At 55.6% G+C, this 21,433-nt stretch carries 18 protein-coding genes, 2 tRNA genes, 1 rRNA gene and 1 pseudogene; 16 read left to right on the top strand and 6 right to left on the bottom strand.

Annotated features, from left to right (window positions below; genetic code table 11):
* The 3 genes from rrf to dkgB form a co-directional block, all read left to right on the top strand.
* Positions 1–87, top strand: a 5S ribosomal RNA gene (gene rrf, locus ABIE11_RS11235); the annotation flags it as partial.
* Positions 88–142: 55 nt separating this feature from the next.
* Positions 143–219, top strand: a tRNA-Asp gene (locus ABIE11_RS11230).
* Positions 220–382: 163 nt separating this feature from the next.
* A complete protein-coding gene (gene dkgB, locus ABIE11_RS11225; protein ID WP_429184510.1) occupies positions 383–1,186 on the top strand; it encodes a 2,5-didehydrogluconate reductase DkgB in 804 nt (267 codons plus the stop codon).
* A gap of 2 nt (positions 1,187–1,188) precedes the next feature.
* Here the strand turns inward: dkgB and yafC are convergent.
* A pseudogene (gene yafC, locus ABIE11_RS11220) lies at positions 1,189–2,120 on the bottom strand (DNA-binding transcriptional regulator YafC).
* A 104-nt stretch (positions 2,121–2,224) separates the two neighbouring features.
* Here yafC and ABIE11_RS11215 point away from each other — a divergent pair.
* The 3 genes from ABIE11_RS11215 to ABIE11_RS11205 all read left to right on the top strand — a co-directional run bounded on the left by ABIE11_RS11215 (position 2,225) and on the right by ABIE11_RS11205 (position 5,187).
* Entirely contained in the window at positions 2,225–3,400 is a 1,176-nt protein-coding gene (locus tag ABIE11_RS11215; RefSeq protein WP_100777530.1) for an MFS transporter, read from the top strand.
* Between the two features lie 138 nt (positions 3,401–3,538).
* On the top strand, positions 3,539–4,339 hold the full coding sequence (locus tag ABIE11_RS11210; protein WP_100777529.1) for an endonuclease/exonuclease/phosphatase family protein: 801 nt from the start codon (positions 3,539–3,541) through the stop codon (positions 4,337–4,339).
* A 77-nt stretch (positions 4,340–4,416) separates the two neighbouring features.
* A complete protein-coding gene (locus ABIE11_RS11205) occupies positions 4,417–5,187 on the top strand; it encodes a class I SAM-dependent methyltransferase (RefSeq protein WP_429184509.1) in 771 nt (256 codons plus the stop codon).
* A gap of 55 nt (positions 5,188–5,242) precedes the next feature.
* Here the strand turns inward: ABIE11_RS11205 and mltD are convergent, their stop codons facing one another.
* Together mltD and gloB are read right to left on the bottom strand one after the other, a co-directional pair.
* On the bottom strand, positions 5,243–6,601 hold the full coding sequence (gene mltD / locus ABIE11_RS11200; RefSeq protein ID WP_102104398.1) for a murein transglycosylase D: 1,359 nt from the start codon (positions 6,599–6,601) through the stop codon (positions 5,243–5,245).
* Positions 6,602–6,672: 71 nt separating this feature from the next.
* Positions 6,673–7,428: a hydroxyacylglutathione hydrolase gene (gloB, locus tag ABIE11_RS11195; protein ID WP_429184508.1), complete on the bottom strand. Its 756-nt coding sequence runs from the start codon at positions 7,426–7,428 to the stop codon at positions 6,673–6,675.
* 32 nt (positions 7,429–7,460) lie between these two features.
* On the opposite strand from gloB, the gene ABIE11_RS11190 reads away from it, so the two are divergent.
* On the top strand, positions 7,461–8,177 hold the full coding sequence (locus ABIE11_RS11190; RefSeq protein WP_123430015.1) for a class I SAM-dependent methyltransferase: 717 nt from the start codon (positions 7,461–7,463) through the stop codon (positions 8,175–8,177).
* Here ABIE11_RS11190 and rnhA read toward each other — a convergent pair whose 3' ends face one another.
* Complete coding sequence (gene rnhA, locus ABIE11_RS11185) at positions 8,178–8,756, bottom strand: ribonuclease HI (protein ID WP_164971799.1); 579 nt, start codon at positions 8,754–8,756, stop codon at positions 8,178–8,180.
* On the opposite strand from rnhA, the gene dnaQ reads away from it, so the two are divergent.
* The 9 genes from dnaQ (at position 8,710) to ABIE11_RS11140 (ending at position 17,803) form a co-directional block, all read left to right on the top strand.
* Complete coding sequence (dnaQ, locus tag ABIE11_RS11180; RefSeq protein ID WP_429184507.1) at positions 8,710–9,438, top strand: DNA polymerase III subunit epsilon; 729 nt, start codon at positions 8,710–8,712, stop codon at positions 9,436–9,438. The two genes, rnhA and dnaQ, sit on opposite strands and share 47 nt — an antisense overlap.
* A 130-nt stretch (positions 9,439–9,568) precedes the next feature.
* A tRNA-Asp gene (locus ABIE11_RS11175) sits at positions 9,569–9,645 on the top strand.
* 380 nt (positions 9,646–10,025) lie between these two features.
* Positions 10,026–10,745 (top strand): FadR/GntR family transcriptional regulator, encoded by a 720-nt coding sequence (locus ABIE11_RS11170; RefSeq protein ID WP_100777521.1) that lies wholly within the window; start codon positions 10,026–10,028, stop codon positions 10,743–10,745.
* Entirely contained in the window at positions 10,742–11,755 is a 1,014-nt protein-coding gene (locus ABIE11_RS11165) for an ABC transporter ATP-binding protein (protein ID WP_102104395.1), read from the top strand. The genes ABIE11_RS11170 and ABIE11_RS11165 overlap by 4 nt, the downstream gene beginning before the upstream one ends.
* A complete protein-coding gene (locus ABIE11_RS11160) occupies positions 11,752–12,834 on the top strand; it encodes an ABC transporter ATP-binding protein (protein WP_319423982.1) in 1,083 nt (360 codons plus the stop codon). The genes ABIE11_RS11165 and ABIE11_RS11160 overlap by 4 nt, the downstream gene beginning before the upstream one ends.
* A 2-nt stretch (positions 12,835–12,836) precedes the next feature.
* On the top strand, positions 12,837–14,351 hold the full coding sequence (locus ABIE11_RS11155; protein ID WP_181827370.1) for an ABC transporter substrate-binding protein: 1,515 nt from the start codon (positions 12,837–12,839) through the stop codon (positions 14,349–14,351).
* Between the two features lie 21 nt (positions 14,352–14,372).
* On the top strand, positions 14,373–15,314 hold the full coding sequence (locus ABIE11_RS11150; protein WP_100777518.1) for an ABC transporter permease: 942 nt from the start codon (positions 14,373–14,375) through the stop codon (positions 15,312–15,314).
* Between the two features lie 2 nt (positions 15,315–15,316).
* Positions 15,317–16,192: an ABC transporter permease gene (locus tag ABIE11_RS11145; protein WP_100777517.1), complete on the top strand. Its 876-nt coding sequence runs from the start codon at positions 15,317–15,319 to the stop codon at positions 16,190–16,192.
* A 9-nt stretch (positions 16,193–16,201) separates the two neighbouring features.
* The gene (locus ABIE11_RS11140; RefSeq protein ID WP_100777516.1) at positions 16,202–17,803 is read left to right on the top strand and encodes a gamma-glutamyltransferase family protein; all 1,602 of its coding nucleotides are present in this window, start codon (positions 16,202–16,204) and stop codon (positions 17,801–17,803) included.
* Positions 17,804–17,859: 56 nt separating this feature from the next.
* Here ABIE11_RS11140 and ABIE11_RS11135 read toward each other — a convergent pair whose 3' ends face one another.
* Positions 17,860–18,630, bottom strand: coding sequence for an amidohydrolase (locus ABIE11_RS11135; protein WP_102104420.1), 771 nt, complete (start codon positions 18,628–18,630; stop codon positions 17,860–17,862).
* Positions 18,631–18,738: 108 nt separating this feature from the next.
* Complete coding sequence (fadE, locus tag ABIE11_RS11130) at positions 18,739–21,183, bottom strand: acyl-CoA dehydrogenase FadE (RefSeq protein ID WP_100777515.1); 2,445 nt, start codon at positions 21,181–21,183, stop codon at positions 18,739–18,741.
* Positions 21,184–21,433 lie beyond the last annotated feature (250 nt).

Below are 21,433 nucleotides of genomic sequence, written 5' to 3'. Positions count from 1 at the left end.
TGACCCCATGCCGAACTCAGAAGTGAAACGCCGTAGCGCCGATGGTAGTGTGGGGTCTCCCCATGTGAGAGTAGGGAACTGCCAGGCATCAAATTAAGTAGTAAACCGGTGCATGAATCCGGTGGTTACAGAAGTCTTCGGTGGAGCGGTAGTTCAGTCGGTTAGAATACCTGCCTGTCACGCAGGGGGTCGCGGGTTCGAGTCCCGTCCGTTCCGCCACTTATTAAAAGCCCTGAGCTAATGCTCAGGGCTTTTTCTTGTCTGAAATTTAATTATTGCTGTAAACGCAAAAATCCTCTGCATATTTCACTCTTTTTCAACATACCTATACCACGCGATAATCATCCTCAGTTAACGAACATAATGATTAAAGAGGATTTACATGACTATCCCTGCATTCGGTCTTGGCACCTTCCGCCTAAAAGACGACGTCGTCATCGCATCTGTTAAAACTGCTCTCGAATTAGGTTATCGTACTGTCGATACCGCACAAATTTATGGCAATGAAGCGGCAGTAGGCCAGGCCATTGAAGAAAGCGCCGTACCACGTGAAGAATTATTCATCACGACGAAGATCTGGACGGAAAACCTCAGCAAAGGCAAGCTGATCCCAAGCCTGAAAGAGAGCCTGGAAAAGCTGCGTACAGATTATGTCGATCTGACGCTGATCCACTGGCCTTCACCAGGTGATGCTGTGTCTGTTGAAGAAACTATGCTGGCACTTCTGGAAGCTAAAAAGTTAGGTTTGACTCGCAATATTGGGATCTCAAATTTCACTATTCCATTGATGGAAAAGGCGATTGCGGCCGTTGGCGCAGAAAATATTGCCACCAATCAGATTGAGCTGTCCCCGTACCTGCAAAACCGTAAAGTGGTGAGCTGGGCGAAAGAGAAAGGCATTCACATCACGTCGTACATGACGCTGGCGTATGGTAAAGCGTTGAAAGATGAAGTCATTGCGCGTATTGCTGATAAGCACAATGCAACGGCGGCGCAGGTTATCCTGGCGTGGGCGATGGGGGAAGGTTATGCCGTGATCCCTTCTTCAACGAAACGTGAGAATCTGGCGAGCAACCTTCTGGCGCGGGGTCTCAAGCTGGATGGTGAAGATCAAAAAGCGATCGCTGCGCTTGATTGCAACGACCGCCTGGTCAGCCCGGAAGGTCTGGCCCCAAACTGGGATTAATTTCAGCCGCCCTCTGTAGCCTCAAACCCTCTCACAGCTCCTTCGGGAGCTGTTTTATATGCTCACTCAGAAAGTCGATAAATGCCCGGATACGGGTGCTGACTGCGCGGTCGCTGTAATAAACTGCACTGAAGGGCATCTCCACCGGCAGACGTTTGTCCTCCATCAACTCGATCAGCTCACCCCGGGCTATCTCTTTATTAATCATATAGTCAGACAGACAGGCAATCCCATTCCCGCTAAGACAGAGCTGTTTCAGTGTCTCCCCACTATTTGAGGACAGCCCGCTGGTAATCTCATGAAGTTGACCGTCGCTGCAGGCAATCGGCCAGGTATTCAGCGATAACGGCTCTGTGAATCCCAGACAGAGATGATTTTTTAACTCCTCTACCGTCTCAGGTTTACCATATTGCGCAATATAGTCGGGTGAGGCGATGATTTTGCGATAGCTGGTAAACAGCGGACGGGCGCGCAGACTCGAGTCCGTCAGCGTTCCGGCGCGAATGGCCACATCCACTTTGCGCTCAATCAGGTTGATGAACGTCTCAGAGGATACAAGCGACAAGGTCATCTCTGGGTAACGTTCGCGAAAGGGTTTCACCAATGGCATCAGAAAATGCAGCACGACGGGAGTGGCCGCATCGATGCGCAAAAGCCCGCGCGGTGTACTCCGTGTTTCCATGATCTCTGTTTCTGCTGCGGCCATCTCCTGCAAAATCGACTGCACCCGGCGAAAATAACGCTCACCTTCTTCGGTCAGGCTCAGCTGCCGCGTCGTCCGGTTCAGCAAACTCACCCCAAGCTTCATTTCCAGCTTTTTGACGGAACGGCTAATCGCCGAATTTGCCTGTCCCAGCTGCTCTGCAGCCCGGCTAAAACTCCCGCTTTCCACGACAGCCACGAAGATTGCCAGCTCTTCTGAGGTTGCTTTCATTATTGCACCACCCGCAAAATTCTATTGATATTTTGACCATTTTTGTTATTTAAACACTGGCGCATACTTCGTGTCATCTTAATCCTGATGATACGGAGTATTTTATGCCACTGGCGCTTCTTGCCCTGACGATCAGTGCCTTCGCAATTGGCACGACCGAATTTGTCATCGTAGGTTTGGTTCCTACGATTGCCGATCAACTTTCTATCTCTCTACCTTCTGCCGGTTTGCTGGTCTCCATTTACGCGCTGGGCGTTGCGATTGGCGCACCTGTTCTGACTGCGTTAACCGGACGTTTCCCACGTAAACAGCTGTTAATGGCGCTGATGGTGCTCTTTACCGCCGGGAACATCCTCGCCTGGCAGGCACCGGACTACACCACGCTGGTGATTGCCCGCCTGCTGACTGGCCTCGCGCATGGCGTGTTCTTCTCGATTGGCTCAACCATCGCGACCAGCCTGGTACCCAAAGAGAAAGCGGCATCTGCCATCGCCATTATGTTCGGCGGTTTGACGGTTGCACTGGTGACGGGCGTGCCACTGGGCACCTTTATCGGACAGCATTTTGGCTGGCGTGAAACTTTCCTGGCCGTCTCACTGCTGGGGGTCATTGCACTGATTGCAAGCCTGATCCTTGTACCGTCAAATATTCCCGGTCGTGCGAGTGCCAGTCTCCGCGATCAGGTGAAAGTGCTGACGCACCCTCGATTGCTGATTATCTATGCCATCACGGCTCTGGGTTACGGCGGTGTCTTTACGGCGTTCACCTTCCTGGCTCCGATGATGCAGGATTTGGCCGGCTTCTCACCGAGTGCAGTGAGCTGGATCTTGCTGGGATATGGGGTTTCTGTCGCAATCGGTAATATCTGGGGCGGCAAACTTGCCGATAAACACGGTGCTGTACCGGCGCTGAAATTCATCTTCGCGGCTCTGGTTGTGCTGCTGATGGTGTTCCAGTTTACCGCCTCCATGCAGTACGCGGCGCTGGGCACGATTCTGGTGATGGGGATCTTCGCCTTCGGCAACGTGCCCGGCCTGCAGGTCTACGTAGTGCAGAAGGCCGAACTGTATACACCTAACGCCGTAGATGTCGCCTCAGGCCTTAACATCGCCGCCTTTAACGTAGGGATCGCGCTGGGTTCAATCATCGGCGGGCAAACGGTTGAGCACTTTGGTTTAGCGCAGACGCCGTGGATTGGTGCCGTGATCGTCCTGGCTGCTTTCCTGCTGATTGGCCTGAGTGGTCGCCTCGATAAAACGGCTCGTGTAGCACTGGGATAAGTATCAGTAAGCGCTTGCTTACAAAACCAGACAGAGGTTTATGAGTAATTGCGTTGAAAGTGTGACCTAAAATCCCTATAACAGTAGAACCAGTCCGTTTTCCGGGCTGGTTCAATGCTATAGAGGTCGTTTCGAAAAGTGCGAAAAAATACCTATGCCATGCGCTATATTGCCGGACAACCTGCGGAGAGAATTTTGCCTCCGGGGTCGTTTGCGAGTCTTGGCCAGGCATTGCCCGCTGGCGCCCCCTTAAGCAGCGATGACAAAATTCGCGTGCTGGTGTGGAATATCTTCAAGCAGCAGCGTGCAGAGTGGTTATCCGTGCTGAAGAATTTCGGTAAGGATGCGCATCTGGTGCTGTTGCAGGAGGCGCAAACTACGCCTGAACTGGTTCGGTTTGCAACTACCAACTACCTCGCTGCAGACCAGGTTCCCGCTTTTGTCTTGCCCCAACACCCCTCGGGCGTAATGACGCTTTCCGCTGCGCACCCGGTTTACTGCTGCCCACTGCGTGAGCGCGAGCCTATTCTGCGTCTGGCAAAATCGGCACTAGTCACCGTCTATCCTCTGCCCGATACCCGCCTGCTGATGGTGGTAAACATTCACGCCGTGAATTTTAGCCTGGGTGTCGATGTGTATAGTAAGCAGTTACTTCCCATTGGCGATCAGATCGCGCATCACAGTGGGCCGATTATTATGGCGGGGGATTTCAATGCCTGGAGTCGTCCGCGCATGAATGCGTTGTATCGCTTTGCGCGCGAAATGTCCTTGCGCGAAGTGCGTTTCACCGACGATCAGCGGCGCAAAGCGTTTGGTCGTCCGCTTGATTTTGTCTTCTATCGTGGTCTGAATGTGCACGAAGCCTCTGTACTGGTGACGCGCGCCTCTGATCACAATCCACTACTTGTTGAATTCAGTCCCGGCAAACCTGAGAAGTAATGGTGCGTCAGGTCTGCCGTCGGGCAGGCCTGTGCAGGTACTGCCCTTTATTTTTCTCACAACCAAAGGACAGTACGATGACAACACAATCCCATCATGACAACGTAGAAAAACAGTTCGGTTCCCAGGCAAGCGCCTATCTGACCAGTGCGGTACACGCCTCTGGCCGCGACCTGGTGCGTCTCGGCGAGCGCCTGTCTGCATTTCCGCAGGCGCAGGTTCTTGATTTAGGCTGTGGAGCAGGGCATGCCAGCTTTGTCGCTGCACAGCATGTCGCGCACGTTACCGCTTACGATCTGTCTGGCCAGATGCTCGATGTTGTCACCCACGCAGCGAAAGAAAAAGGGCTGAATAATATTTCGACCCGCCAGGGCTACGCAGAATCACTCCCTTTTGACGACGAAACCTATGACGTGGTGATCAGCCGCTACTCCGCCCATCACTGGCACGATGTCGGCCAGGCACTGCGCGAAATCAAACGCGTGCTGAAGCCGGGCGGGATTTTTATCATTATGGATATCATGTCACCCGGAAACCCGGTTCGTGATATCTGGCTGCAGACCGTTGAAGCCCTGCGCGATACTTCGCACGTGCGCAACTATTCGAGCGGTGAATGGTTCGCGATGATCACCGAGGCCGGTTTAGTTTCCCGCTCTCTGGTGACGGACCGCCTGCCGCTGGAGTTCTCCTCATGGATTGCGCGTATGCGAACACCCGACACGTTAAGCCAGGCGATTCGTTTGTATCAGGAGAGTGCCTCGGCGGAAGTGAAAGCGTACTTTGAATTGCAGGAGGAGGGGTCGTTTACCAGCGATACGATCCTGGCGGAAGCGCAAAAAGCCGGATAAGAAAAAACAAAAAAGGCACCGGGGGAATCGGTGCCTTTTTCTATGGGTCTGGCTGTCAGGAGTCTGGCGTCGTGCTGTTTTTAACAAACAGTGTCAGCTGATCGCCTGGCTGCAGATTGGCCGTATCGTCATTCCAGCGCATCACATCTTTGATGTTCACGCCGTGCGTTTTCGCGATACTGGACAGTGAATCGCCTTTGCGTACGCGATAAGTAATGCTATCGCTGTTGCGGGCGAGACGCTGTGCGCTGCTGCCAGCGCCAACCGTCAGGTTCTGGCCAACTTTCAGGTTTGAACCGCGCAGATTGTTCCACTGCTGCAGATCCTTCGTGCTCACGCCAAGACGTGATGCAATGCCTGAAATGGTATCGCCGGAACGAACCTTATAGCTACGGCTGCTGACAGATGAAACATCTGCAATCAGCGTTGACTGAACGGCAGCAATTTCACCTGATGCGAGAGACTCACGTAACTGTGCGGCATGCTTCTGCGGCACAAGCACGTACTGAGGCCCATTGGCACCCAGCGTAGAGCCTTTCACGCCTGCGTTAAAGGTCTTCAGCTTTGTCACCGACATTCCCGTCATATCAGCAACCTGTTTCATATCAACCGGGCTGCTGAGGCTCACTCTGGCCAGCGCGCGACTTTCGTCAGACGTTGGCAGATTTACACCATAACGTTTACTGTTCTTGAGAATATCGCTCAAAGCCAGCATCTTCGGTACGTAAAGCTTGGTTTCCTGTGGCAATGAGAGAGACCAAAAATCGGTGGGTTTACCACGCGCCTTGTTCGCTTTCATTGCCTTCATTACCCGACCTTCACCGCTGTTATACGCTGCGACCGTTAACAACCAGTCACCGTCAAACATCTTATTCAGACGTTGCATCATGTCGAGAGCGGCAGTCGTAGAAGCGACCACATCCCGACGCGCATCGTAGCCGCGAGTCTGTTTCAAACCATAATTGCGCCCTGTGCTCGGAATGATCTGCCAAATGCCTGCGGCATTGGCACCAGACGTCGCGTGCGGGTCAAAAGCGCTCTCCACTATGGGTAGTAGTACCAGTTCCATAGGCATGTTACGTTTCTTAACTTGCCCTGCTATCCAGTACATATACGGCTCTGCCCGTAAAGTTACATCGTGGAGATAGCTCTTATTACTTAAATACTTCTGTTTCTGATCGCGAATCCGGTTGTTTTCCGGAATCCCCATCTTCAGCTCGTCGCTAATAGAGGCCCACAAGTCCTGTTCCTGCGCGAATGATGTCCCATCGTCCATCCAACGCGCCTGACTTGTAAACTTCCCTGCTTCCCCTTGACCAGCTGCAGAAAGGCTCTGTGCGTGCTGCTGTATGTTGCCAGTGTTCTGGCACCCGGCAAGCAGGACAGAGGCGAGTAATATCGCTTTTGCCTTCATGTGTGTGTCAATAGTTGCTTAAAAGACGAGCGATAATAACGGCGAAACTTTCAAAAGGCAACCCGCAATTGTCAGAAGTCATCTTTCTTTGACCGTAACCATGCAAAACGCTCTTCAGGTTGTTGCAAATTTGTTTCTTGGTTAATTTTATTAATTAAATCAATATCATCGGTTCTCAAAAATAAATTTATTTTGCGCTCATTTTTCAGAATTACGGGCAGTGTATTTTGTTTTTTTACCCGTAACTCATTCACTTTGTAGTAATAATCCTGAATCGCAGGATCGTCAGGCAGGATGCTCAATGCAAACTTCATATTTGCTAATGTATATTCGTGGGCGCAGCAAACGAGGGTATCATCCGGGAGAGCGTTTATCCTCTGGAAGGATTGGTACATCTGGGTTGGCGTCCCTTCGAACAATCTTCCGCACCCGCCGGAGAACATCGTGTCACCGCAGAAAAGATAAGGGAAACTGAAGAAAGAAATGTGTCCGGAAGTGTGACCGGGTGTAGCAAATACAGAAAAATCGTATCCCAGTATGAGGATTTTTTCGCCATCTTTGACTACCCGAGTCGTGCCCTTATCTTGTGTCTCCTGCGGACCATAAACCACTAAATGGGGCAATTTCGCCCGCAAAGCAGGGACACCGCCGACATGATCGTGATGATGGTGAGTCAGCAAAATGGCCTCTGGCTGCCAGCCGTTTTCCTCGATAGCCTGCAATACCGGTGCCGCATCGCCTGGGTCGACAATAATGCAACGCTTATCATCGCCGACTAAAACCCAGATGTAGTTGTCCTGAAACGCGGGAATGCTGATAAGATTCATAAATTACCTCTCATTACGTAACGGGTGTGTTGATGAAGCCGGCAAGGATACCTCAGATTGTCTCAGCACCAGAGAACTGGTCCCAGTTGCGGTGGGGTGAATACTATCGCGAGGCGCTTGAGCGTCAGCTCAATCCCTGGTTTGCAAAAATGTATGGTTTTCATCTGCTTAAGATTGGCAATTTGAGCGCGGAAATCAACTCCGAAAGTTGCGCCATCTCCCATCAGGTGAATGTCTCTCTTAACGGTCACCCCCTTCAGGTTAAAGCCGATCCGCTCCATTTGCCATTCGCCGAGAAATCCGTCGACGCCTGCCTGATGGCCCACACGCTCCCCTGGTGCAGCGACCCGCACCGTTTACTTCGCGAAGCCGACCGCGTGCTAATCGATGACGGCTGGCTGGTCCTCAGCGGTTTCAATCCGATGAGCCTAATGGGATTGCGCAAGCTGGTGCCCGTTTTGCGCCGCACGCCGCCCTATAACAGCCGCATGTTTACCTTTACACGTCAGCTCGACTGGCTGTCATTACTGAATTTTGAAGTGATGTACTACAGCGGCTTCCAGGTGTTACCCTGGGCGGGGAAGGGCGGTAAAATGCTGACAACCCATCTGCCAGCACTTGGCTGCATGCAGCTCATCGTCGCGCGTAAGCGAACGGTTCCACTTACGCTGAACCCGATGAAACAGAGCAAATCAAAAGCACAAATCCGACAGACGGTCGGGGCGACGCGACAGTACCGAAAACCCTGATCAGGATTCCGGCTGATAGCCCACGTCATCGTGGATCGGATTCATCGCCGCTTCGCGCGCCAGAACGTCGCAACGTTCGTTTTCCGGATGCCCCGCATGCCCTTTGACCCATTCCCACTTAATGGTGTGATGGCTCAGTGCCGCGTCCAGACGCTTCCAGAGATCGACATTTTTGACCGGTTTCTTATCGGCTGTTTTCCAGCCACGCTTTTTCCAGTTGTGGATCCACTGGGTAATCCCCTGGCGCACATACTGGCTGTCGGTACTGATAACCACATCGCAATCTTCTTTTAATGCTTCCAGCGCGACGATCGCGGCCATCAGCTCCATGCGGTTATTGGTGGTCAGACGAAAACCTTCATTAAAGGTCTTCTCATGCTCACGGTAACGCAAAATGGCGCCGTAGCCGCCCGGCCCTGGATTCCCGAGGCAAGATCCATCGGTGAAAATTTCTACCTGCTTAATCATCTCTGGTAGACTTCCTGTATTTGAAACGATCAGTAAAACGACGAGTCTGACATAAATGACCGATATGAGCACTGCAATTACACGACAGATCGTCCTCGATACCGAAACCACCGGTATGAACCAGATTGGCGCACATTACGAAGGCCATAAGATCATTGAGATCGGTGCCGTCGAAGTGGTGAACCGTCGTCTCACCGGCAACAACTTCCACGTGTACCTGAAGCCCGACCGTCTGGTGGACCCGGAAGCGTTCGGCGTTCACGGAATTGCCGATGAGTTCCTGCTGGATAAACCGACCTTCGCCGACGTTGCCGATGAGTTTATGGACTACATCCGCGGGGCTGAGCTCGTCATCCATAATGCTTCGTTCGATATCGGCTTTATGGACTATGAGTTCAGTAAGCTCAACCGCAATATCCCGAAAACCAATACTTTCTGCAAAGTCACCGATAGCCTGGCGCTGGCAAGGAAGATGTTTCCGGGCAAGCGTAACAGCCTCGATGCCCTCTGCTCGCGCTACGAAATAGATAACACCAAGCGTACGCTTCACGGCGCACTGCTCGATGCCCAGATTCTGGCGGATGTCTATCTGACCATGACGGGCGGCCAGACTTCGATGGCGTTTAGCACCGAAAACGACTCCCGTCAGGCGGATGACACCGGAATTCAGCGCGTGGTGCGTCAGGCGAGCCGTCTGCGGGTGATTTTAGCCAGTGACGAGGAGATCGCCGCCCATGAATCGCGTCTCGATATCGTGCAAAAGAAGGGCGGCAGCTGCCTCTGGCGCGCATAACAGATGCCGTTATGCTGTAAAAAGCACCGTGTGGGCGAATTTTGCAGCAACTGATTCAAAAGTTGAGAAAAAGCGTTGACGGGATCAGAACCAAACCGTAATATTCGCCTCGTTCCCAAGGGAACAATGCGGAGCGGTAGTTCAGTCGGTTAGAATACCTGCCTGTCACGCAGGGGGTCGCGGGTTCGAGTCCCGTCCGTTCCGCCACATTAGAAAGCCTGAATCAGAAATGATTCAGGCTTTCGTCATTTCAGCGCCTTATCTCTCTTAGCTCCTCACTGATATTAGTTAACAAAAAGTTAATATTAGCAGTGCAATTTATTAACAATCGTTCGATATTGGTGCGATGGTTGCACTTTTAGTGTGCAATTCCATCTCATCCTTCGCTCCAAACGTTTCCTCTTGTAACAATCCTGTAAAAATAAGTCTCAAATAATCATTAGCTTACTTACGGTTTTCCAGAAAGTTCCTGAACCAATGATTTATTGGTTCATTAATTGCTTAACTCTATGTGCAATAAGACGTTATCTATATCAATAACTTATTGTTAATAAAAATAAAGCAATGATGAGAGCAGGCGAACCAATATGGAAAAATCGTCACGGTTTCTGGCAAATTCCAGCACCGCACTTGAGCAGTTGCGCGGTCTGATCAACCAGCACGAGTCAACACCAGGCATTCCGCTGCCCACCGAACGTGAGCTGTCGGAAACACTCGGCGTAGGGCGACGCGAAGTTCGTCGTGCGCTGGACGTGCTGGAAGAAGAGGGACGCATCTGGCGCAAGCAGGGCAAAGGCACTTTCATTGGCCCTGCCGCACCGGTTGAACCTCTTGCGCTTCAGGGGCTGGTGCAGCAAACCAATCTGCTGGAAGTGATGGAAGCCCGCCTGCAGCTCGAACCCGGCTTAGCCCGTCTTGCGGCACTGCGTGCCACCAGGGAAAACCTCGCGCTGATGCAGCGCATGCTGGAACGCATCGACAAGGTCAGCCCGGATGACCGCGATCTTAACGAACTGTGGGACAGCGCCTTTCACCGCGCCATTGCTGAGGCTGCGGGTAATCGCCTGATGCTGGGGTTGTTCGATGCTATTGATGCAGTCCGGCGCGAACCTAGCTGGCAGCACCTGCGTGAGCTGGCGCGTACCCCAGAGCGCGTCGACAGCTACAACGATCACCACCACAAAATCATGACGGCGATTATCCACCGCCAGCCCAATGAAGCAGCCGCCGCGATGCGCGAACACCTGCTCACCCTGCAAACTGCCCTGATTCAGGCCATCAACCTTGAGGATGATTCCCTGTTATGACGACGATCCCTTTTAAGGAGGCAGCGCCGGTCCTTCGCCTGCACAATCTCAATGTGAAATTCGCTGGATCGCCGGTCAGCGTGCTCGACGGCATCTCCCTGACCGTGAAATCCGGTGAAACGCTGGCGCTGGTGGGGGAGTCCGGCTGCGGAAAAAGTATCACGTCGCTGGCGCTGATGGGGCTACTGCCTGCCAGTGCGCAGATTGTCAGCGGTGAAATGCAGTTCCGTCGCCACGATCTGCGCAAGCTCTCCCCGCGTGAATACGCCGATCTGCGCGGCAGTGAACTGGCGATGATCTTTCAGGAGCCGATGACCTCCCTCAACCCGGCTTTTACTCTCGGCGATCAGCTTAGTGAAGCGGTGATCCGCCACCAGAAAATGTCGAAATCCGACGCCATGAAAGTGGCGCTGCAAATTCTGGAAAAGGTGCAGATCCCGGCACCGGAAATGCGTCTTAAATCTTATCCCCATCAGCTTTCCGGCGGGATGCGCCAGCGTGTGATGATTGCGATGGCGCTCATTAACCACCCGCGTCTGCTGATTGCCGACGAACCAACCACCGCGCTGGACGTGACAATCCAGGCGCAAATCCTGACGTTGCTGAATACCTTAAAAGCCGAAACCGGCACCGCCGTGCTGATGATCACCCACGATCTGGGTGTGGTGGCGGAAGTCGCGCAGCAGGTGGCGGTGATGTATGCCGGACAGGTCGTGGAGCAGGGCAGCGTCGAGAGTATTTTTGCCGATCCGCAGCACCCCTACACCATCGGTCTGATGGGGTCGATTCCGTCCCTCGGTGCGCGTAAAGGCCAGCTTTCGACCATCCCGGGCAGCGTGCCGTTGCCCGAATCGATGCCGAAGGGCTGCCGTTTCGCGACACGTTGTCCGTTCGCCCAGACGCGCTGCCACGATGAAAAACCGCAGCTTCACACCCTTGGAGCGGGCCATCAGGTGGCCTGTTTCCGTGTGCCCCTTGAGCAACACATTGCGCTGGGAGAAATTGCATGACCACCCCGATCCTTGAAGCTCGCGATCTGAGCAAACTCTTCCCTGGCCCGAAAAAACTCTTTGCGCCGGCCCGTTTTGTCACCGCCGTTGACCGGGTTTCACTCGCCGTGATGCCGGGCGAAACGCTGGCCATTGTCGGTGAGTCCGGTTCCGGGAAATCCACCCTCGGTCGACTGCTGCTTCGCCTGCTGGCGGCCAGCGAAGGGCGCGTGTTCTATCAGGGCGAAGAGATTACCCACGCGTCAGGTTCGCGCCTGAACCAGCTCCGCCGTGAACTGCAAATCATCTTTCAGGACCCGTTCGCCTCGCTCAATCCGCGCATGACGGTAGAGCAGATCGTCGGTGAACCCCTGTGGCTGCACCAGAATATGAAAAAAGCCGACCGCCAGTATCGCGTCGCGGAACTGCTGAAAACCGTCGGGCTGCCTGCCGCCTGGGCCGGACGCTATCCGCACGAGTTTTCCGGCGGACAGCGTCAGCGTATCGGCATTGCGCGCGCGCTAGCCTCCGGGCCAAAACTGCTGCTGGGCGATGAGCCGGTTTCCGCGCTGGATGTCTCCGTGCAGGCGCAGGTAGTGAACCTGCTCGAAAGCCTGAAACACCAGCTGGGGCTGACAATGGTGATTGTCGCTCACGGCCTGGCGGTCATTCGCCATATGAGCGACCGCGTGGCGGTGATGTATCTCGGCCAGATTGTTGAGCTGGCTACCGTCGATGAAATCTTTGACGCGCCGCTGCACCCGTACACGCAGGCGCTGATTGCCTCTGCGCCCCAGATGCAGCCGGGCATGGAGCGCGACGCGCCGCTGTTGCAGGGCGATTTACCGAATCCGGCGAATCCCCCTTCCGGGTGTCGGTTCCACACCCGCTGCCCGTATGTCACGGATGAATGCCGCCAGGTCGAACCGATCGCACAGGTTCTGGAGGGCGGGCGCCAGGTCGCCTGCCATCGCTGGCAGGAAATTAACCGCGATCGCAGTGTTATTCAGATAGCACCGCCATCCGCCGCCTTTTTGCGCCGCCGCGCGCTGTTTGAACATGCGGCATCACTCTCGTCTCTTCCAGCAAGGAACTCATGATAATGACAATGCGTAATTCTCTTTTGACCGTACTGGGAAGTGTTATGTTGTTGGGCGCAGCACTCCCTGCGCACTCGGAAAGCGTTCTGCGAATTGGTCTGGGCGCAGATCCGGATATGCTCGATCCTCATCTGGCGCGCACCTACTATGGCCGCTTCGTCTTCGCCTCTCTGTGCGACAGGCTGGTGGATGTGGATGAAAATCTGAAGGTCGTGCCGGGCCTGGCAAAAGACTGGTCCTGGAGCGACGACAACAAAACCCTGACCATGAATCTGCGTGAGGGGGTGACCTTCCACGACGGCGAAAAATTTGACGCTGAAGCGGCGAAATATAACCTCGAACGCGCCCTGACCTTAAAAGGCTCGCTGCGTAAAAGTGAGATCTCTTCTGTCGAATCGGTGGAAGTGAAAAGCCCAACTCAAATTGCCATTCACCTGAAAACGCCAGATGCCGCACTGCTGATGCAGTTGACCGACCGCGCAGGCGCGATGATGGCGCCGGAAGCGGCCAAAAAGCCGGATTTTGCCGCCCATCCTGTCTGCTCTGGCCCGTACAAATTTGACAGCCGCGTCTCTCAGGACCGCATCGTTCTGAGCCGTTTCGACAACTACTGGAACAAAGACGCCTATCACTTCGACAAAATCATCTATCTGCCGATCCCGGATGCCTCGGTGCGTCTGGCAAACCTGCGCGCGGGGGATCTCGATCTGACAGAAGGTATCGCCGCCAGCGACGTAAAAACCGTTGAAGCCGACAGCAAACTGGCGTTGGCGAAAGTGACCGGTCTCGGTTATCAGGGGATCACCTTCAACATCAATAACGGCAAAGTTCCGGCCAACGATCCGTTCAAAGATGCGCGCGTCCGTGAAGCGTTTTCACTGGCCATCGACCGCGATGCGCTGAACCAGGTGGTGTTTGAAGGGTTGTATACCCCGGCAAACCAGGCGTTTTCGCCGGTCAGCCCTTACCACGTCAAGGTGCCGGTTCCGGCCCGCGATGTGGAAAAAGCGAAAGCCCTGCTAAAAGCGGCGGGCATCAACGGGCCGCTAAACGTCAATCTGCTGGTGCCGAACAACCCGACATCACAGCAGGTGGGCCAGGTTCTGCAGGCGATGACGGCGGAAGCGGGCTTTAACCTGAATCTGCAAATGACGGAATTCGCCACGCTGCTCGATCGTCAGCAGAGCGGTGACTATCAGCTGAGCTTCTCCGGCTGGTCCGGTCGTCCGGATCCAGACGGCAGCATCTTTGGTTTCATCAACAGCAAAGGCAACCTCAACGACGGCCGTTACAGCAATGCGCAGGTCGACGAGTGGCTGACCCAGGCGCGTCTGAGCACCGATCCCGCTGCCCGCCAGCCGCTGTACGACAAGGTCGTAAAACAGCTGCAAACGGACATGCCGATTGCCTATCTCTACTTTGAGCCGCGCATTTTTGGCCTGAACAAGAGCGTGCAGGGCTTCAAACCGTACCCGGACGGCATCGTGCGTCTGGCGGGCTTGTCGCTTGCTAAGTAACTGAGGGCGTGAGGAGAAACCATGCTGGAACTGATTTGCAAACGCCTGCTGCTGGCGATCCCGACTTTACTGCTGGTGAGCATGATGGTCTTCGGGCTGCAAAAACTGCTGCCCGGCGATCCGCTGATTGCGATGGCGGGCGAAGAGCGCGATCCGGCGGTGATTGCTCAGCTGCGCGCAGAACTGAATCTCGATGCGCCGCTGCCGGTGCAATATTTTGACTGGCTAACGCGTGCGCTGCAGGGCGATCTTGGGGTCTCTTTACGCACTCACGAGCCCGTGACGTCGCTGATTGCCAGCAAACTGCCGGTCACGATGGAGCTGTCGCTGCTGGCGATGATCATTGCGCTGGTGTTCGGCATCAGCATGGGGATCCTCGCGGCGGTTAACAAAAACAGCTGGGTCGATCATGGCGCCAACTTTGTGGCGATCTCGGGGATCTCGATACCGCACTTTTGGCTGGGGATCCTGTTAATTCTGGTCTTCTCGGTCAATTTGCAGTGGCTGCCCGCCTCCGGCTATGTGCCGTTCAGCGAAGATCCGCTGCAAAACCTGCGCACGCTGCTGCTGCCTGCGTCGGTGCTCGGCACCGGCCTGGCGGCGACGCTGATGCGCCACACGCGCGCCTCGATGATCGCCGTGCTGAAAGCCGATTACATCCGTACCGCGCGGGCAAAGGGGCTGCTGCCGAAAGCGGTGATCCTCAAGCACGCGTTTCGCAACGCGCTGGTGCCGGTGATCACCCTCACCACGCTGCTGTTTGGCGAACTGCTGGGCGGCGCGGTGCTGACCGAGCAGGTCTTCACAATTCCGGGTTTTGGCAAAATGATCGTCGATTCAGTGTTTAACCGTGATTACGCGGTGGTGCAGGGCGTGGTGCTGATCGTGGCGATTGGCTTCCTGATGCTGAACCTGCTGGCTGACGTGCTCTACGTCCTCATCAACCCGAAAATGCGAGGTTAATCGTGGCTGAACTGACGACTCAAACCGTAGTACCTGCGTTGCCGCGCGCGCAGAATCGGGTGCTGAAGAAATTTCTCGCCAATAAAAGTGCTGTGATTGGCGCGGTGATTGTCGGCATCTTTGTGCTCATCGCCCTGATTGCCCCCTGGCTTGCCCCGTTTGATCCGGTCAAAGCCAACTTCCTGGCGGTGCGTAAGCCGCCGTCAGAGCTGTATTGGTTTGGCACCGATGAGCTGGGCCGCGACATTCTCTCGCGCATCGTCTGGGGCGCGCGAACGTCCCTGATGGCGGGCTGTATGTCGGTGGTCATTGCCGTGGTGATCGGGGTACCGCTCGGGCTGGTGGCCGGTTACTTCCAGGGGATCTGGGACGGCGTGATCTCACGCTTTATCGAAGCGCTGCTGGCATGCCCGTTCCTGATCATGGCGATCGCCCTAGGGGCGTTTTTAGGGCCAAGCCTGACGAACGCGATGATCGCCATCGGGCTGTCGGCCATGCCGATCTTTGCCCGTCTGACGCGCGGCCAGGTGATCGCCATTCGTAATGAAGAGTACATCGACGGCGCGAAGGCGATTGGCCTGCCGGATCGCTGGATCATCGTGAAATATGTGCTGCCCAATGTGATGTCACCAATTCTGGTGCAGGCCACGCTGGCGATTGCCTCCGCCATTATCGCCGAGGCCAGCCTGTCGTTTCTCGGCCTTGGCCAGCAGCCGCCGAATCCGTCTTGGGGCTCGATGCTCAACACGGCAAAAGGTTTTCTGGAACAGGCGCCATGGATGTCTGTTTTCCCTGGTATCGCCATTTTCCTTGCGGTACAGGGCTTTAATTTACTCGGTGACGGGCTGCGCGATGCGCTCGATCCGCGCCACGACTAAGGAGTCATGATGACCAAAGCGCTTGATTTTACGACCGGTTACGATTCACGACGCCCGCCAATGATGGGGCACAACGCGGTCGCCACTTCACAGCCGCTGGCGGCGCAGGCCGGGATGCGGATGTTACAGCTTGGCGGTAACGCCGTTGATGCCGCCATAGCCACAGCCATGGCCCTGACGGTGGTTGAACCGACGGGCTGCGGCATTGGCAGCGACGCCTTTGCCATCGTCTGGGACGGCGAAAAGCTGCACGGTCTGAACGCGTCAGGCCGTTCGCCTGCCAGCTGGCATGCGGATCTGTACGCGGGCAAAACCGACGTGCCAGAGCTTGGCTGGGACGCGGTGACGGTGCCGGGCGCCGTCTCCGGCTGGGTGGCACTGGCCGAGCGTTTTGGCACGCTGCCGCTGACGACTCTGGCGCAACCGGCCATTGAGTACGCGCGTAACGGTTTCCCGGTGTCGCCGCTGATTGGTCACCTGTGGCAGCGCGGCTTTAACAAACTGAAAGATCAGCCGGGCTTTAGCGCCTGCTTTGCGCCAGAGGGCCGCGCGCCGCGCATCGGTGAGATTTTCCGCAACCCGGCGCAGGCGAACTCTCTTGAGCTGATTGCCAAAACCAACGGCGAAGCCTTCTATCGCGGTGAGCTGGCGCAGAAAATCGCTGCCTTCGCCAAAGAGCACGGCGCGCATCTGACGGCAGACGATCTGGCGAATCATCGCGTCGACTGGGTGGAACTGCTGTCGCGCGATTTCGCCGGTGGCTCAGTGCAGGAACTGCCGCCAAACGGTCAGGGGATCGCCACGCTTATCGCGCTGGGGATTCTGGAGCAGTGCGGGATCGAAAAACATCATCCGGACTCTGTGCAATCTCTGCATCTGTCGATCGAGGCGATGAAACTGGCGCTGGCGGATCTCGATCGCTACGTGGCCGACGAAGAGCACATGGAGTTTGCCGCGAAAGAGCTGTTAAGCGACCACTATCTGAAATCGCGCGCGGCGCTGATCGATCAGGATAACGCCTCTGATTTCACCTACGGCGCGCCGACGCAAAGCGGTACGGTTTACCTCTCTGCCGCCGATTCCAGCGGGATGATGATCTCCTTTATCCAGTCCAACTTTATGGGCTTTGGCTCAGGCGTCGTGGTGCCGGACACGGGCATTAGCCTGCAAAACCGCGGTTGCGGCTTTGTGCTGGATCCTAAACATCCTAATGCCCTGGCGGGCAGTAAGCGTCCGTTCCATACCATTATTCCAGGCTTCGCGATGGACGGGCAGGGTAAACCGCTGATGTCGTTTGGCGTGATGGGCGGGCCAATGCAGGCGCAGGGGCACATGCAGATGGCGCTGCGTATTATGCTGCACGGGCAAAACCCCCAGGCGGCGATCGATGCGCCGCGCTGGCGCGTGGTGAAGGGCCGGGAAGTGATCGTTGAATCGAGCTTCGACCGTAATACCATTGCGGCGCTGCGCGAACGCGGGCATCAAATTACGGTGGAAGATCCGCTACAGGATTATAACTTTGGCGGCGCGCAGGTGATTTACCGCATGCCGGAAGGGCACTACGTCGCCGCAACCGAAAGCCGCAAAGACGGGCAGGCGTTAGTGAGTTAACAAGCCGCTATCAGCATGTGTAAGCCGGGTGAGGCGCTGCCGCACCCGGCTTTTTTTCATCCAATGCTAAAGGGATCGGCGTCCTGCCATGCCGGAAACTTCTCCCGGTACTCTTTCAGTGCCGTCAGCGAAAGCTCGGCGTCGATACGCGTCGCCTGATGCGGTTCGGCGGTGGCAATAATTTCCCCCTGCGGATTCACCACCCGGCTATCGCCGCGGTAGTGATGCCCGTTGCCATCGGTGCCTACGCGGTTACAGCCCACCACATACGCCTGATTCTCAATGGCGCGCGCCACCAACAGCGCTTGCCAGTGCAGCGAGCGCGGCGCAGGCCAGTTGGCGACGTACAGCGCCAGATCGTAATCATTACAGTTGCGTGACCAGACCGGGAAGCGCAGGTCGTAACAGACCAGCGGCAGAATGCGCCAGCCGCGCCACTCAAACACCACCCGCTCGTTACCCGCCTCGTAGTGATGATGCTCATCGGCCATGCGGAACAGGTGGCGTTTATCGTAAAAATGCAGCGTGCCGTCCGGTTCCACCAGCAGGAAGCGGTTCACCGGCCCGCGCTCGGTCTGCAGCGCGGCGCTCCCCGCGACGAGAGCGTTCGTCTGCCGGGCCTTGCTGTGCATCCACGCGACGACGTCATCCTGCGCCAGAGACTGCTTTGCTGCCTCCATGGCGAACCCGGTAGTGAACATCTCCGGCAGCACAATCACATCGCGTCCGGTGATCTCTTCGAGCTGACGATCAAAATGGCGCAGGTTGGCGGGACCGTCCATCCACACCAGGGGCTGTTGTAAAAGGGTAATCTTCAAACCAGGCACAATCATGACTCCTCGAAAGACGGCTTTTTGACACTGTAGCACGGGAAAAAGAGAAAATGTGGCAATAAAAAACCCCGCACGCGGCGGGGTTTGTGGAAGCGATGCGGGTTAGGCCGCTTCAGGTTTGCGGACCTTCTCCGGCAGCTTTACCGGCCGGGTCGCCAGCTCGTCGTGCTCGAAATCATCCACGTTAATGCTGCGCAGACGGCTCTCTTCCGCTTTCACCAGTACCGCGGCTTCATTCTGATCGATGATGCCACCCGCCAGCGCCTGTTTGGCCAGTTCATCCAGGCGAGTAAACGGCAGGTTTTTGCCCAGCTGTTTACAGATTTTCTGGTGAACAGGATCGGCTGCCATCACATCCAGCAGCGCCTCTTCCAGCAGACCAACCGGGTTATGCTCGGTAGGCTTCAGGTACTGACCGCGACCGATACGGGAGCGGGTTGCACTTGGAACCTGCAGGATCTTCGCCACTTTGTGATCCAGGATATCGGACGGTGCCAGATGATGACGTCCGGTTGGGAAGATCACCACGCGCAGTGCGCCTGCCACAAAGCGGTTCGGGAAGTTCGCCAGCAGATCGTCAATCGCCTGCTCTGCCTGATAGAGCGCATCCTGCACGCCCCAGTGGACTAACGGCAGATCCGCTTCATGACGGCCTTCATCGTCGTAACGTTTCAGGACCGCAGAGGCAAGAAACACCTGACTCAGGACATCGCCCAGACGCGCAGAGATACGCTCGCGACGCTTCAGGCTGCCGCCGAGGACTGCCATCGACACGTCTGACAGCAGCGCCAGGTTCGCGCTCAGGCGGTTGAGATGCTGGTAGTAACGTTTGGTCGCATCACCCGTTGGTGTGGCGCTGGTGAGACCGCGCGTCAGGCCCAGCCAGAAGCTGCGCATTTTATTGCTGCCGACGTGGCCGATGTGTTTAAACAGCAGCTTGTCGAACGCATTCACGTCGTTGTTTTGCGCCGCAGCCATCTCTTCCAGTACATACGGATGGCAGCGAATCGCGCCCTGACCGAAGATCATCATGCTGCGGGTGAGGATGTTGGCGCCTTCCACGGTGATGGCAATCGGTGCGCCCTGATAGCCGCGCGCCAGGAAGTTACCTTCGCCGAGCATAATGCCTTTACCGCCAGCAATATCCATCGCATCAATAATTGACTGCTGCGCACGATGGGTACAGTGATACTTCACGATAGCCGACAGCACAGCCGGTTTTTCGCCCAGCATGATGCCGTAGGTGATCAGCGACGCCGCCGCATCCATCACGTAAGCGTTGCCCGCGATACGCGCCAGTGGCTCTTCGATACCTTCCATCTTACCGATGGAGATTTTGAACTGACGGCGGATATGGGCGTAAGCACCAATCCCCATCGCGACGGATTTCAGGCCACCGGTAGAGTTCGACGGCAGGGTAATACCGCGACCAACCGACAGACATTCCACCAGCATACGCCAGCCCTGTCCGGCCATTTTCGGACCACCGATGATGTAATCAATCGGTACAAAGATATCTTCGCCACGGGTCGGACCGTTCTGGAACGGTACGTTCAGCGGGAAGTGACGACGACCAATTTCGACGCCAGGCGTAGAGGTTGGGATCAGCGCACAGGTGATGCCCAGATCTTCCTCGTCGCCCAGCAGTCTGTCCGGGTCAGAGAGTTTGAATGCCAGGCCCAGTACGGTGGCAATCGGTGCCAGCGTAATGTAACGCTTGTTCCAGGTCAGGCGCATACCCAGCACCTGCTGGCCCTGCCACTCGCCCATGCAGACTACGCCGGTATCCGGGATCGCACCCGCATCAGAGCCAGCTTCCGGGCTGGTCAGCGCGAAGCAAGGGATTTCCTGACCACGCGCCAGACGCGGCAGATAGTGATCTTTTTGCTCTTCGGTGCCGTAATGCTGCAGCAGTTCGCCTGGGCCTAAAGAGTTTGGTACGCCGACGGTGATCGCCAGGATACCTGACACACCCGCCAGTTTTTGCAGCACGCGAGCCTGAGCGTAAGCGGAGAACTCCAGGCCGCCGTACTCTTTCTTGATGATCATCGCGAAGAAGCGATGCTCTTTCAGATAGGCCCACAGTTCCGGAGGCAGATCGGCCATTTCATGGGTGATCTGGAAGTCGTTCGCCATGCGGCACGCTTCTTCTACCGGACCATCAATAAAGGCTTGTTCTTCTGCTGTCAGCCGTGGCTGCGGGTAGTTGTGCAGCTTTTTCCAGTCCGGGTTGCCCTGGAACAGATCGCCTTCCCACCAGGTGGTGCCCGCGTCGATGGCTTCTTTTTCCGTGCGTGACATCGGTGGCATCACTTTACGGAAGCCACGGAACACCGGGGCGGAAATCATCGACTTACGCATCGAAGGCACGTTGAGCGGCAGCAGGATAATTGCCAGCGGCAGCACAACCCAGATATTCCACAGACCAGACAGGCCAAGCGCAGCCGTCCAGGCCAACAGAATCAGGCTACTCAGTAATAAACTGACGCGGTGATAGAACAACACACCGAGCAGAACAACGGTTGCGATAATGCTCAAAATCATCATAAAGAAAAGCTCCCTTGCTTGTAGGAGGTCTGACCACTTGTGATGATATGGTTGTAGTGGATGTTATTTCTTTTAGCAATGCATTCACAAAATAATTACAACCTGGTTCACATTGTTCAGGTTTTGACTGGCACGAATAATCAAAACGCCGAGGGATCTGCATCGCCATGACCAGGAGCAGACTTAAGTCAGTGAGAGGGGGGAGAGCAGGCACTGCCAGCGCACATACCACGTCAAGTATGACGGGTAT

The organism is Lelliottia sp. 489, from assembly GCF_050435885.1.
Taxonomy (GTDB): domain Bacteria; phylum Pseudomonadota; class Gammaproteobacteria; order Enterobacterales; family Enterobacteriaceae; genus Enterobacter; species Enterobacter nimipressuralis.
This window is presented reverse-complemented; position numbering and strand designations above follow the sequence as displayed.

What these genes read in the sequence shown, in the direction of transcription:
- dkgB (WP_429184510.1), top strand. Translation starts at nt 383, where the DNA reads ATGACTATCCCTGCATTCGGTCTTGGCACCTTCCGCCTAAAAGACGAC.
- ABIE11_RS11215 (WP_100777530.1), top strand. Translation starts at nt 2,225, where the DNA reads ATGCCACTGGCGCTTCTTGCCCTGACGATCAGTGCCTTCGCAATTGGC.
- ABIE11_RS11205 (WP_429184509.1), top strand. Translation starts at nt 4,417, where the DNA reads ATGACAACACAATCCCATCATGACAACGTAGAAAAACAGTTCGGTTCC.
- mltD (WP_102104398.1), bottom strand. Translation starts at nt 6,601, where the DNA reads ATGAAGGCAAAAGCGATATTACTCGCCTCTGTCCTGCTTGCCGGGTGC.
- gloB (WP_429184508.1), bottom strand. Translation starts at nt 7,428, where the DNA reads ATGAATCTTATCAGCATTCCCGCGTTTCAGGACAACTACATCTGGGTT.
- ABIE11_RS11190 (WP_123430015.1), top strand. Translation starts at nt 7,461, where the DNA reads ATGAAGCCGGCAAGGATACCTCAGATTGTCTCAGCACCAGAGAACTGG.
- dnaQ (WP_429184507.1), top strand. Translation starts at nt 8,710, where the DNA reads ATGAGCACTGCAATTACACGACAGATCGTCCTCGATACCGAAACCACC.
- ABIE11_RS11170 (WP_100777521.1), top strand. Translation starts at nt 10,026, where the DNA reads ATGGAAAAATCGTCACGGTTTCTGGCAAATTCCAGCACCGCACTTGAG.
- ABIE11_RS11165 (WP_102104395.1), top strand. Translation starts at nt 10,742, where the DNA reads ATGACGACGATCCCTTTTAAGGAGGCAGCGCCGGTCCTTCGCCTGCAC.
- ABIE11_RS11160 (WP_319423982.1), top strand. Translation starts at nt 11,752, where the DNA reads ATGACCACCCCGATCCTTGAAGCTCGCGATCTGAGCAAACTCTTCCCT.
- ABIE11_RS11155 (WP_181827370.1), top strand. Translation starts at nt 12,837, where the DNA reads ATGACAATGCGTAATTCTCTTTTGACCGTACTGGGAAGTGTTATGTTG.
- ABIE11_RS11150 (WP_100777518.1), top strand. Translation starts at nt 14,373, where the DNA reads ATGCTGGAACTGATTTGCAAACGCCTGCTGCTGGCGATCCCGACTTTA.
- ABIE11_RS11140 (WP_100777516.1), top strand. Translation starts at nt 16,202, where the DNA reads ATGACCAAAGCGCTTGATTTTACGACCGGTTACGATTCACGACGCCCG.
- fadE (WP_100777515.1), bottom strand. Translation starts at nt 21,183, where the DNA reads ATGATGATTTTGAGCATTATCGCAACCGTTGTTCTGCTCGGTGTGTTG.